General features: G+C 44.6%; 10 protein-coding genes. 7 read left to right on the top strand and 3 right to left on the bottom strand.

What is annotated here, in order from left to right; all coding sequences use genetic code 11:
- Positions 1-170: 170 nt before the first annotated feature.
- From F7Y48_RS08545 to F7Y48_RS08555, 3 genes are all read right to left on the bottom strand, one after another.
- On the bottom strand, positions 171-512 hold the full coding sequence (locus F7Y48_RS08545) for a hypothetical protein (protein ID WP_256894154.1): 342 nt from the start codon (positions 510-512) through the stop codon (positions 171-173).
- 7 nt (positions 513-519) lie between these two features.
- A complete protein-coding gene (locus F7Y48_RS08550) occupies positions 520-2,433 on the bottom strand; it encodes a tetratricopeptide repeat-containing diguanylate cyclase (protein ID WP_316683430.1) in 1,914 nt (637 codons plus the stop codon).
- Positions 2,434-3,049: 616 nt separating this feature from the next.
- Positions 3,050-4,306 carry an aromatic amino acid transport family protein gene (locus F7Y48_RS08555; RefSeq protein WP_150918067.1) on the bottom strand — a complete coding sequence of 419 codons (1,257 nt, stop codon included), beginning with the start codon at positions 4,304-4,306 and terminating at the stop codon, positions 3,050-3,052.
- 381 nt (positions 4,307-4,687) lie between these two features.
- On the opposite strand from F7Y48_RS08555, the gene F7Y48_RS08560 reads away from it, so the two are divergent.
- The 7 genes from F7Y48_RS08560 to F7Y48_RS08590 all read left to right on the top strand — a co-directional run bounded on the left by F7Y48_RS08560 (position 4,688) and on the right by F7Y48_RS08590 (position 13,310).
- Entirely contained in the window at positions 4,688-5,122 is a 435-nt protein-coding gene (locus tag F7Y48_RS08560) for a GNAT family N-acetyltransferase (RefSeq protein WP_005395641.1), read from the top strand.
- 293 nt (positions 5,123-5,415) lie between these two features.
- Complete coding sequence (locus F7Y48_RS08565; protein ID WP_316683436.1) at positions 5,416-8,061, top strand: nitrate reductase; 2,646 nt, start codon at positions 5,416-5,418, stop codon at positions 8,059-8,061.
- A gap of 20 nt (positions 8,062-8,081) precedes the next feature.
- Complete coding sequence (gene cobA, locus F7Y48_RS08570; protein WP_316683438.1) at positions 8,082-8,987, top strand: uroporphyrinogen-III C-methyltransferase; 906 nt, start codon at positions 8,082-8,084, stop codon at positions 8,985-8,987.
- The gene (locus F7Y48_RS08575) at positions 8,984-9,937 is read left to right on the top strand and encodes a glycosyl transferase family protein (RefSeq protein WP_134645740.1); all 954 of its coding nucleotides are present in this window, start codon (positions 8,984-8,986) and stop codon (positions 9,935-9,937) included. The genes cobA and F7Y48_RS08575 overlap by 4 nt, the downstream gene beginning before the upstream one ends.
- Positions 9,938-10,107: 170 nt before the next feature.
- Entirely contained in the window at positions 10,108-11,025 is a 918-nt protein-coding gene (locus F7Y48_RS08580; RefSeq protein ID WP_167713226.1) for a dienelactone hydrolase family protein, read from the top strand.
- A 73-nt stretch (positions 11,026-11,098) separates the two neighbouring features.
- Complete coding sequence (locus tag F7Y48_RS08585) at positions 11,099-11,680, top strand: ANTAR domain-containing response regulator (RefSeq protein WP_005395647.1); 582 nt, start codon at positions 11,099-11,101, stop codon at positions 11,678-11,680.
- 265 nt (positions 11,681-11,945) lie between these two features.
- Positions 11,946-13,310, top strand: a complete 1,365-nt coding sequence (locus tag F7Y48_RS08590) for a CmpA/NrtA family ABC transporter substrate-binding protein (RefSeq protein WP_104972687.1) — start codon at positions 11,946-11,948, stop codon at positions 13,308-13,310.
- The last annotated feature ends 311 nt before the right edge of the window (positions 13,311-13,621 follow it).

Raw genomic sequence — 13,621 nt, forward strand, 5'->3', positions numbered from 1 at the left:
AAAGAATAAGGACGAAAACCATTTACAACTTGTTTACATAAAAAGTTCGACGAACAACATGAGTCAGTGTTAATTCACTGAAACTATGGGGTTTTTTAATGTCGAATAGCGCACGCATGAAAAGTAAAAAGCAGAAAATACGGTCGTACTGTCTGCTTTGAGAGGAAGGATTATTTAGTTAAAGCGGGTTGAATTGTCGCCATTGGTTTCTTCGGTTTGGCCTTTTCTTTGGGTAACACGTTATCAATCCACTTTTTGATGTATAGCTTATTGAACTCACTATCACACCACTTCTTGTTTAAACCACGTCGGTTAAACTCAGCGCCAATCGCAACTTTGGTTTGGTTGGTTGCACGGTTGTAGTAGAGGGTCTCGCACAACTGAGTGTTACTCATTTGTTGGGCATATACGTTAACACTGCTGCTGCGCATTCCCAGTTGAGAGGCTTGATGGTTACTACACGCAGTGAGAAGTGCAGGCGCAAAAATAGCGATGGTTAGAATTTTTTTCATTTTGCTCTTATGACGTCGGGTGAATAACGAAGCGATTTCTTCCTGCTTGCTTTGCGTCATACAAAGCTTGATCTGCGAAGAAAAACCATTGATCCCATTCTTGTTGAATAGTTTTTACGGACAGTCTGTCGACAGCCCCGAGAGAAATTGTCGCGTTTAATGACTTAGAGTCAACCACTAGTGGCGTGTTTTCCACGATATATCTCAATCGATCCAAGAATTTAGCGCAATCTTCAGTTCTGTTTACTTCAAATAATAAGACAAACTCCTCTCCACCCCAACGGATGAGTAGGTCCCCAGAGCGAGTCGATTCATTAAATAACCTGGCAATATGAATTAACATCTTGTCGCCAATATCATGCCCATATTCATCGTTAAACGTTTTAAAATGATCGATATCTAATACGGTTAAGGCAAACGTTCTATCTGGGCTTCTACGAGCCATTTTATCCAGCCAAATGGGAAGGTAGCGACGGTTGTGCAATTGAGTTAATGGATCGGTAGTATTTTCTTGAGTGAGTGCTTTATTAATACGCCTAACGCGTAGTACGTAACGAAAGCCAACGACACCAATCGCTGCGATAGCGATAAAGTAGAACATTTCTCTATAGCGTTGTGAACGCAGCTCTGAAGCTTGCAACGCATTTTTCGTTTCTAGTAGCTTGAGTTCTTTCTGGGCTAACTTAGCTTCGAGGTCAAACTTAATGTTAATCATCTCTTCGCCGTGAATATGATGAGAAAATTCAGCTTCTAGCTCTCTTAATTGAGTTAAGTAACGAAAAGCCGCTTCAAAATTATTAAGGGTTTGATTCGCGTTTACTAGGACCGACAGCATATCAATGCGCTGTCGTATTTCTAGCTCATCGGTTGATTTAGTTTGCTCAAGTACGTTGATAGCTGTCGAAATGGCTTTATCGTATTGTTCATCTGCGAGGTATGCTTCTGCATATGCTTCATAGCAAGGCATTTTCTTCGCCTCTAAGTTTCCCGTGATAGGGAGAGCTACGCAACGTTGTGCAACCATCAAAGCTTCATCAATTTTCCCTATCGAACTTAACATTTGTGAGAAGCTGGATAATGAATAATGTTTGATGACGTCTGATCCCGTTTGCATTGAGAGTCGTATCGCTTCATTAAAATAGTATTCTGCCTTTTCGCTATCTCCACTGCTTAAGTGAACAATACTTAAGTTTGCGTAGATAACCCCAATGAAAAGGCTGTTGTCATATTGATATTCGCTGTTTAAATAGGTATCGAGTGCTTGCGTAAGGTAGCTACTGGCGCGAGCCCAATCGGATGCATCGATATAGACGGTACCGATGTTATTCAGCGTCATGGCAACTTGCATTTCAAATACGGTTCTCTCTAACAACTCATAGGCGGTTCGGTAATACTTGAGTCCGCTACGTAGTTGATTCCGTGAAACCTCTAAGTTCCCTAGCCAGCGATATGCTCTTCCTTCTAGCGCTAAATAGCCGAGATCGCGGGCTTCAGCGATGATGTCATGGAGTACAAGTTCTGCATTCCAATTGTCGTCTAGTTCAATCATGGTTACCGCTTTATTAAGCTGTGCTTCAGCGACTACCCACGGTAAATTATGCTCTGTCCCAAACTCAATTAAATCAGGCATATCTTTGGGCAGCGGAACGCCTTCGTAGCGCTTTAGGTAAAGGCGCGCAAAGTAATAAAGGGCAAGAGATTCCGCTGACGCATTCTGTGGCGCAACTAATTCATCTTCTTCAATTGAGCGCGGCTTACCCATTGAACGAAAATAGAGATTGAGCATGGAGCTGCTTTGAGGAGAAATGTGTTCTTCCAGGTAGCCCTGTTTTTCTGTGTTGGCAAGTACATGGGTTGGATGGAAGAAGAATCCAAGTACTGAGAACAGCGCGCAAGTTAGCGTTTTAATCGGAAAGTGCATGAGCTTATTAATAAAATGTGATCTCGTTTAACCCTAATACTAGGTAAGTCTATCACTTCTTATTGGCTAAGTACGGATGGATTCCGAGTTACAAACGGCTTGTGAAGAAAGTTTCGCGAAAGGTGAGGCTAATATTATGATTTATAATGATAAATCTGTTCAAAAGTGGAAAGATTGATTTAACGACAAGATAAACAGTACGACGAATCTAGTGTGTCGAACATTGTTAGTGGTGTAAGTTTCATCATTTAGTCGGTGCGATTCGCATCTCGAAAGATGGCTGGTTCGCTAAAAAATTATCTTTCTGTCATAAATATTTAATGTTTGTATGGGTTGTTAAAAAACTCGATATTAGACATAGTGTTATTAAGCCAATAAAAAATGGCTTTTATAATAAACAGGAGATTAACTATGCATAATGAAATGATTCAACCTTCACACTTCGGTATTATTGGCCGCACTTGTATCGCTTCAGTACTTATGATTGCGGGCGTTTTTGCTCTTATTTAAGAGTCAATGGTAACGATGGTTACCCGCTTAAGAGTAAGAAAATTCAGGGAATCACCTTAATCTCGTATAAGGTATTCCCCTGAAAATCCAACCTAATAACTACTTTTTAGCTGAAGAAGCTAAAAATCAATGCACTTACCGCTACAATGCCCGCAGTTAAAACAAAGTAAGTTGAGCCATTTCCGCGATATTGTTTCAATGAATCGATTTTGTATACCGCTAACATTGGCATAATAAATAAGATCATCGCGATAACAGGCCCTGACAACGCTTCCATCATACCAAGAATGCTTGGGTTCATGATCGCTGCTGCCCAGATTGAAAAGAAAAGTACTGCAACGCTGATACGATCAACCCGCTTTTCAGACAGTTTAGAGTGTTTGGTAATTAAACCATTTAAGCTTTCGCGTGCACCTAAAAAGTGCCCAAGAAAAGAGGAAGTGATAGCAACAAAAGCCACCAAAGGACCAAGCGTTGCGATAAATGGGTTGTCTGTTGCATTGGCTAAATAAGACAGCACCGACACGTTTTGTTCTTTAGCTTGAGCCAATTGCTCTGGTGACAGCGCTAATACACACGAAAAGACAAAAATAAGCACAAACGCAATTAACATGATGCTAGTGCGTCGAAGAATTACTTCGGATTTCGCATCCGCTTGATCGCCATAATGGCGACGTTGCACATTTGCAAAGCTTGAAATCGCAGCTGCGTGACTAAACGAGAAAATAACCACAGGAACCGCTAACCACATAGTGCTAGCAAAAGCAGACGCTTCAGGGGCGTCCATGATTGGCATGGTCCAGTTTGGTATCAAGTAAAATGAAAGAAAGGCAAGAATAGCCACTAATGGGTAAACCATAATGGCAAAAGCCCGTAGCATGACTTTTTCGCCCGCCATCATAATGGCAATTAATGCAAACACTAGTGCACCTGAAAGCAGAGGGCGAGGCAAAGAAGCCATATCAGCTTGGTTAACCATAAAACTGTCTACGGTATTGGTAATACCGACACCGTAAATTAACAGGATCGGGAAGATCGAAAGAAAATACAGCAGTGAAATAGAGCGACCCGCTTTTGCGCCAAAGTGCTCTTCTACTACATCAGTAAAGTCTGCATTTTTGATCTTGGAAGACAGTACAAAGCGAGCTAAACCACGGTGGGCAAGATAAGTCATTGGGAAAGCAAGCACAGCCATTGCGACTAACGGCCAAAACCCGCCAATACCAAGGTTGATCGGCAGAAATAGAATGCCTGCACCAACGGCTGTTCCAAACAGACTAAGGACCCAATGTGTATCGTGTTTTGACCAAGATGTTGTTGTGTTTAATTCACTGGAATTTAACGCATTTCGAGATTCTTTCACTTAAAACTCGCTTTTATAAAAATAATAATGCGGAGAATGGTATAGGTTTTGGTGTTTGTTATCACATCGGAAGTGTGGTGAATCATGCTGAAGATAAGGGGTGGTTGTAACTTATCAAACTATGAATTTTTTTAAAAACTAGAATTTTAATCTGATATCTGAGTAATAAATTGGTGTTATATTTCAAATTTTTACTAATGGGTGGTTTTTGATTTCGTGGTTAAAACTTAATCATGGATGTATATGCTAAAGAAGCTTGCTCTTACTTAATGAGCCATGGTGCATATTGTAGGGCTAGCAAGTGGCAGGTCTATGAGTCCTGCATTTAGATGAGCTTTAGGTATATACTGCCGCCACAAATGTTAAAGGAGGAATCATTGAATGGACATTCTGTCTGCACATAAAGACGACTTATTGGCTGTGTATACGCTTGAAAATACTTTGTTTGGAGAACATGCCTATCCTCAATTTTTCTTTCGACAAGCTTTTGATTGTTGGGGGGAAAGCTTACTAGTGGCGAAAGAGGGGGAGCAAGTCGCAGGATATATTTTGCTGACGACGAGCACAAATGCGCAGCAATATTGGATCATGTCACTGGCTGTCGATACTCAACATCGTGGTAAGGGTATTGCGCGTTCTCTGATTGAAAGTGCCATCGCGCCGTTAAAGCTGGGCTCAAGTGTGAAGTTGACGGTCGATCCGAATAATCAGCCTGCATTGTCTTTGTACCTCTCCCTTGGCTTCAAAGTATTAAAAGAAGAAGCGCATTATTTCGGTGACGAAGAGTCTAGATTGGTCATGGAATTAGTAAAGTAACCCTGCACGATAATGAACGAAACTTGCACTCAATCAGTGCGCGGTATTACTTTGCAATAGTTGTTTACATTCTAACGTTTTGTAAATTAATGATTTTCAATCTTGGCACCTCGTTTGCTTTGAGATAAATGTTCATCGTTAACTCGATGCGCCGCTCTCTATAGCAGGCGAGAGCGGGATAGGGTATTACTTTTGAAAATGTACTAACAGCGTTAAAGGCATTGCTGCCTCTCTCGATTCGGGAGAGGCTTTTTTTTTGCCTGTAATTTAGGATTAGTCGCGCAGGAGGCGTTATGTCACAAGGGTGTAGAAAGACAACTTGTCCGTATTGCGGAGTAGGCTGCGGAATTGAAATCAGCAATAACAAGATTATTGGAGATGCGCTTCATCCGGTCAATTCCGGTTCACTGTGTGTAAAGGGTGTCGCATTAGCAGAAAGCTTACAAATGCCTTCAAGATTGCTCTACCCCAAGCTAAGGGAAAAAGAAGTATCATGGCAGGTGATCACAGACTTAATTGCACAAGAGATCCATCAAGCGAAAGCAGAGTTTGGACCGGATTCCGTCGCTATGTACGTGTCAGGCCAGTTGTTGACGGAAGACTATTACGTCGCCAACAAACTCATGAAAGGTTATGTGGGTAGCGCGAACATCGATACCAATTCCCGTTTATGCATGTCTTCTGCGGTTGCTGCTCACGTGCGCGCATTTGGCGAAGATGTGGTTCCTGTTAATTACGACGACATTGATAAGACTGAGCTATTGATCATCTGCGGTGCGAATACTGCTTGGACGCATCCTGTTTTATTTCGACGTATTCAACAAGCGAGAGAGAACAACCCTAATCTCAAGCTGGTGGTCATTGACCCTCGTGAAACGGTCACAGCACAACAAGCGGATTTGCATTTACCGATTAAAAACGATGGTGATGTGTCACTTTTTAATGGGCTGATCAAGTTTCTTATCGAGCAGCAATATATTGATTCTGAATACATAAATTCCTATACCGAAAGTTTTTCTGCGCTTGCAGAAGAAGTTTTTGATTTGCGTTACGATGTCACTAATCTAACCTCTTCCATTGGGATTTCAGAAGAAAAACTCACGACATTCTTCCAATGGTTTGCACAAAGCCCAACCGCAATCACGTTGTTTTGCCAAGGGGTTAACCAAGCCGAAAATGGTGTCGATAAAGGCAATGCCATTATTAATGCACATTTGGCGTCAGGTAAAATTGCCAAGTCAGGTTGTGGGCCGTTTTCTATTACAGGTCAGCCGAATGCGATGGGTGGGCGAGAAGTCGGTGGTTTGGCAAACCAACTAGCGGTTCATCGCGCTTTTGACTCAGAGTCTATCAAGCAAGTCCAAGCGTTTTGGGATTCACCCGAAATTGCCACTAAGCCTGGATTAAAAGCTGTCGAGCTGTTTGAGGCGGTAGAACGTGGTGAGATTAAAGTTCTGTGGATCATGGCAACGAATCCCGTGGTTTCTTTGCCTGATAATCAGATGGTTAAGCGCGCGTTAGAGGCTTGTCCTTTTGTGATTGTGTCTGATATTACCGCGGAGTCGGACGTTGCTAAATATGCAGATGTTCTACTGCCAGCAGTTGGTTGGGGTGAAAAGCAAGGGATGGTGACTAACTCTGAACGTAGAATGTCTCGTCAACGTCAGTTTCAAGTACCACCTGGTGAAGCAAAACCAGATTGGTGGGCGATAAGCCAGGTCGGGCAAGCTTTGTGTGAACTAGAGAAGGCCCAGAATGGTTTTGCATTTACCTCAGAACATGCGGTATTCAGGGAATATGCGGCGATGACAGGTATGAATGCAGATTCGCCATTGAAGCTCGACCTGTCTCAACACGCGAACTTAACCGAGCAAGAATACGAAGAGTGGGTGCCGACACAATGGGGAGGAGAGCGCCCTTTTGCTGATGGAATCTATTCGCACCCAGATGGTAAAGCGCGTTTTGTCGTGACCAGTGAATTGCCTCAACGCTTAGAGAGAGCAAAAGGCTGGTGGCTCAATACGGGTAGACAACGCGACCAATGGCATACCATGACGCGTACAGGGCATATCGCACACCTTGCCGCCTCTGAGTTAGAGCCAACCGTGTACATGAACACACTCTCCGCCACTCAAAATCGCTTAAAAGCCGGACAGCTCATCAAGCTGTTCCAGCCTACTTCAAACACTGGTATTTATGCCAAAGTTGCCATTGATGAAGGTTTGGGGTTTCAGGAGCTGTTTATGTCAATGCACTGGGCTGGTCGATATGGAGGTGAAAGCAGTGTTAACGCGATAGTAAACAGCGTAAAAGACCCTATTTCTGGGCAGCCTGCGTTTAAGTCGTCTTATGTTGAAGTGCAAGACGCGGCGGTAAAAACCTACGGTATGTTTATCGGTACACAGTTTGATTCTGGCAAGTTTCTCTACAGCGCATTTCAAGCAGAAAGTAATTTGGGCATCTGGCGCTTTGCACACGATAAACGACCAAAAAAGCAGAGTTTTTGTCGAACGGAAAAGAGCCGCAGGATCACGATTGATATTGCCCAAGGTTGGCTAGCAGTGGATTACGATCTTGTTGGAGACGTTCGTATCATTCGTTCTGTTTTGGTGGTGTCTAGTGAACCGATTCAAACCGACTACACCAACTTTACTGGCTTGATTGGCAAACCGATGGAGCTATCGCAACTGCTTACCATCATTCAATCGCAAAGCAGCGCCAAACTGGTTTGTAGTTGTTTCCGTGTCACCGATAAACAAATACATGACGCGATGGAGAAACAAGACTGCACTTCACTGACCCAACTTCAAAACAAACTCAAATGCGGTACCAACTGTGGCTCATGCGTCTCTCAAATCAAACAAATGGTCGACAGCCATCAGCATCAAAAGGGCAAACAGCAAGCGAGCCAGCAAAGTCTGGCGATGCAAATAAAGTAAATCATAAAGAGGATAAGCACATGGAAGCGCCTTATCAAAAGTCTTGGTTTAAGAAAGGACAAGCGAGTCAGAATCAAGAACGCTCGTCTCGCTTTTCTAAACATGACCAAGCAAGCAAACTGAACCAACTTTTAGAAAATCACTCCGAAGATCTAGATGCGAACCACAAAGGTTTTGTCTCTATTGTCGGAGCAGGACCGCACGACCCAGACTTGTTAACCGTGAAGGCAGTGAAAGCGATTATGTCGGCAGAGGTGCTGTTGTACGACCGTCTGGTAAACAAAGATATTTTGGAGTTGGCCTCGCCACAAGCCGATTGGATTTACGTGGGCAAACGATGCGGACAACCTAGTATTGGTCAGGAAGAAATCTGTGATTTGTTGGTGTCGCTCGCTCAGCAAGGAAAGCGAGTTGTGCGCTTAAAAGGGGGAGATCCTTTTGTATTTGGTCGTGGAGGCGAAGAAGCATTAGCGCTCGTCAAACACTCTATCGCTTACGAAGTCATACCGGGTATTACTGCTGCGATTGGGTGTTCCGCAAACAGCTTGATTCCGCTGACTCATCGCGGCGTTGCTCGCAGCGTTACCTTTGTTACAGGGCAAGTGGTAACAGGCGCATTTGAAGCGTGGAGCCAATTGATGCAAAGCGGACAAACGTTAGTCTTCTATATGGGATTAGAAAAATCGGCAGACATACAAATCGGTTTAGTCGGCGCTGGTTTGAACCAAGATTTCCCTGTTGCGGTCATCACTCATGGTTGCAGCCCTCAGCAACAAGTTCATGTTAACCAACTCAATCAGCTCAATGAGTTATCGATTACACTTAAAGGCGTGAGCCCAGCATTGATTGTGATGGGAGAAGTTGTCAAACTGCGCGAACAACTAATAGAAACCGTACAGTCAGTGACGGAATACGAGGGAATATGAGCAGCATTTTGGAGTGTATCAGAACAGTCGGTCGTGGCGAACGTGGTAGAAAACCACTGAACTTTGACCAAGCGTTTCGAGTTATGGATGAATACCTAAACGGTGAGTGCGGCGATGATCAGATGGCGATGTTATTGATGCTGATCCGCGTACAAAACGAGACTCAACAAGAAATCGCTGGCTTTGTGAAAGCATTCCAATCCCGCATGCCTGCTATTGGTGCAGACATCGACTGGCCATGTTACGCAGGCAAACGTGAAGCGGCAGGTCAGCCTTGGCACCTGTTAGCAGCGAAGATCCTTGCCGACAATGGTCATAAAGTGCTGATGCATGGCTATCACGACTGCCAATCTGGTCGTTTACACGCCGAAGACTACCTCGGCAAATTTGCTATTGCGAAAGCGGAATCAGCAGAAGACGCAAAGCGTGTGTTAGAAACACAAAACATCGTGTATCTACCGCTCAGTGCATTTGCTCCTCAAGCAGAAACCATGATCGGTTGGAAGAATCGTTATGGGCTGAGAACGCCGATTAATACTGTGGTTCGAGCATTGAACCCGGGGCAAGCAACGATTGGTATTCGCGGTAGCTTCCATCCTGGTTTCCAACAACTTCATGCAGAAGTCGAATATGAAATCGGTCAAACCGCTCACGCCGTTGTGTCATTCAAAGGGCAATCGGGCGAATCAGAATACAACCCGAAAGTAAGCCAAACGGTATGGTTAAGCCAAACAAGCGGCGTGACATCGCACTACTGGACGGAGCAAATGCTGTCTGAGGTGCCAATGCCTACGAACTGTCCGTTTGGGACGTCAGAAGATGATATGAACCAAATGGCGAATACGGTGTTGGCAACGATGACCGTTGTGCTCTTTGCTCAAGTGCACGATAGGGAACAGGCCTTTGAACGTGCGTTTACTTATTGGGAAAACTATTGTTGTGGCAGTTAATCCTGTGACGAGCTAACCGTGAAACGTTGTTGGATCGGAATCCTTTATCTATTGTTTGTGTAAGCTTGTCAGTGATGTATTTATCACTTGAAGTGTCTCACACCTGGTTCGGGCAAACATCAGTTAGGCCTGACGAGTTTACTTTTCGATAAGAAATGAGGACAAGGATAATGGTTCTAAAGCACTCAAATTCTAACAACAAGGCGTCACATCCCATTCCACAAGAGGCTTTCGATTGGTATGACGAATACGCACATGGCAAAATATCTCGCCGAGAGTTTCTCAACCGTCTTGGTGGCCTCGCCGTTTTAGGTTTTAGTATGACGGCCCTAGTTGATGCTCTGACTCCAAATTATGCACTCGCAGAGCAAGTTTCCTTTAATGATCCTGAGATCAAAGCAACCTATGAAACCTTTGCCTCGCCCAATGGACATGGGGAAGGTAACGGCTATTTGGTTGTGCCACAGAAGAAGACCTTAAAGTCGCCGACTGTGTTGGTGATTCATGAAAATCGAGGTCTAAACCCATACATCAAAGATGTCGCCAGGCGACTCGCGAAAGATGGCTTTATTGCTTTTGCTCCTGACGCGCTTTATCCACTCGGTGGCTATCCGGGGAACGACGATGAAGGTCGCGCCATGCAGAAAGAGATGGACAGAGCCAAGATCGAACAAGACTTTATTGCAGCCGCTAACTTCCTCAAACAATACGAGGGTGGGAACGGTAAATTGGGCGCAGTTGGGTTCTGCTTCGGTGGATACATCGTCAATATGCTTGCAGCGGTAATGCCAGAAGAGCTGGATGCAGGTGTGCCTTTCTACGGAACACCAGCGGCGCAAGAGATTCAAAAGCAGGTCAAAGGGCCGTTGATGATTCACTTCGCAGGGCTCGATAAGCGTGTTAACGACACATGGCCTGCCTATGAGCAGCAATTGATCGCGAACGATGCGCAATATCAAGCGTTAATGTATGAAAACGTCAACCACGGCTTCCATAACGACTCAACAGCACGCTACGCACCGGAAGAAGCAGCACTCGCTTGGGAGCGCACACTCGGCTTCTTCAAAGAACATCTCGCCTCTAGTTAAAACGCGTCTACTTTAGTTGGCACATTCCTTGTTATGTCTCTCTTAGTGAGTGAGATATAAACAAGGAATGTGCATGACTCAATCAACGTCAAAAACACCCATCATAGTATGCTGTGATAGCCTCCAAGAGCAGGCTCGATTGTCCGGCTTATTGAGCAAAGATTACGACAACATCATCGGCTGCCAATTGGCACAACTAGAAACGTTAATGCAACGAGAACCGTCGGCAAGCGTTGTGGTTGGATGGCAGCAACCAACCGCGGAACTGCGTTTGATCGTCGATTTCTGCCGCAGAAAATCGGCACCACTCCTTATCGTGTTGAAGCAACTATCATCTAATGATATCAATCGGTTATCAGAAAAAATGGACTATGTTCTCATGCCACATGATAGTGAGTTTGCACTTCAACCCTGGATTGAACATGCGACATTAGTGAGAGCGAAATTCGAAAGTATGCAATCGGAAATTGAATCGCTGACCCATAAGATTGAAGAGCGCAAGCTGGTGGAAAAAGCCAAAGGTCTGCTGATGAAGATGCACAGCGTTGATGAAGAGCAGGCTTATAAAGCGTTAAGAAACTCCGCCATGCAATCGAGTCAAACGCTCTCACAAGTGGCGAAGAATCTGATTACGGCATTGCAGTTAATGGATTAACTTCTCTACTACTTTGGAGTTATGGCAGAAATTCTACCGTGGTGCGTGTTGCACTAACAGCAAGCAAAAACAGTTGTTTGGTAATCGGGGTAAACTCTAATGTGCTGTATTTAAAGTAGAAAATAAGTTGGCACAGTACTTGGATTAGTTAATACGGGTTTATTGTTGAATCGCTTATCTCAATTATCAACGGCGGTAATTGTAGACTTAGCAACGGCGCTACTGCTCTTCGGAGTAGTGGCGCTTTTTTTATGGGAGCAAACCAATGAAATGGAGTTCGATGCTGAAAGTGTCAGCAATTTCGTTATCGGTATTCACCACGGTCAGCGTAAAGGCAGAGTTGGGTGAGCCAGAAATTGAAGACCTGAAGTTTGGTTTTATTAAGTTAACCGATATGGCACCGCTGGCGGTTGCTTATGAGAAAGGCTTTTTTGAAGACGAAGGCTTGTACGTCACTTTAGAAGCGCAAGCAAACTGGAAGGTGCTCTTAGACCGAGTCATCGATGGTGAGCTTGCTGGCGCTCACATGCTTGCTGGTCAACCATTGGGCGCGACGATTGGTGTCGGCACAAAAGCAGAAGTGATTACCGCGTTCAGTATGGATTTGAACGGTAACGCAATCACGGTTTCCAATGATACTTGGGAGCAGATGAAGCAGTACATTCCAAAACAACCAGATGGCAAGCCTGTTCACCCAATCAAAGCAGATGCCTTAAAACCAGTTGTCGACAGCTATCTGGATAAAGGCAACCCGTTCAACATGGGCATGGTGTTCCCTGTATCGACGCACAACTACGAGTTGCGATACTGGTTAGCGGCAGGTGGGATTCATCCAGGCTTTTATGCACCAGAATCCGGTGACAACAGTGGCCAGTTGGATGCTGACGTTCTTTTGAGTGTTACACCGCCACCACAAATGCCAGCGACAATGGAAGCGGGCACGATCAAAGGGTACTGCGTAGGCGAACCATGGAACCAACAAGCCGTATTCAAAGGCATTGGTACGCCCGTCGTGACCGACTACGAAATCTGGAAGAACAACCCAGAGAAAGTATTTGGTGTTTCCAAAGCTTGGGCTGAGAAGTATCCAAACACGCACATTCGCGTAGTGAAAGCCTTGATTCGAGCTGCACATTGGTTGGATGAAAACGACAATGCCAACCGCCAAGAAGCAGTGAAGATGCTATCAAAAAGCGAGTATGTGGGAGCCGATGCCGAAGTTATCGCTAACTCAATGACCGGCACATTTGAATACGAGAAAGGTGATAAACGCGACGTGCCAGACTTCAACGTGTTCTTCCGTCATAACGCCACTTATCCGTATTACAGCGATGCGATTTGGTACCTGACCCAAATGCGTCGCTGGGGACAGATCTCAAGCGAGAAATCCGATGATTGGTACATGGATGTGGCAAAAGAGGTTTACCGTCCAGATATCTACCAACAAGCAGCTCAAGCGCTAATTGAAGATGGTGTGTTGAGCAAAAAAGACTTCCCAGATTTCAGTGCTGAAGATGGTTTCCGTGCGCCACAAACACACTTTATCGACAACATCGTTTATGACGGTCGTGAGCCAAATAAATATCTAGAGAAGTTCTCTATCGGGCTTAAAGGAAAAGACAAAGTTTAACCATAACAGTATACCCAAGTAACCCCAAGAGGCGAGGTTCAGCGAGAATGTATTTGCTTGAAGACGAGGCAACGAGTTGAAAATCTAGTGGTTCTAAATTGAAGGTCGTTAACGAAGTATACAAGCAAAAACAACTCGCCCTGTGGGAGCGTGTCACTGACACAACTTCATCGTTAAACAATTTGGAAAGAAAAGGTTCTTCCACGGCATTGTTTGCCTTGAATTTGAATCAGTGACAACGCTCTGAATCCGCCCCTTTGAGGTCACTTGGGTATAGATGCCACAGGCGAGGGGATTCGCTTGTGGCAACA

Origin of the sequence: Vibrio sp. 2-1-2a (assembly GCF_032648565.1) — a bacterium.
Classification (GTDB): Bacteria; Pseudomonadota; Gammaproteobacteria; order Enterobacterales; family Vibrionaceae; genus Vibrio; species Vibrio diabolicus.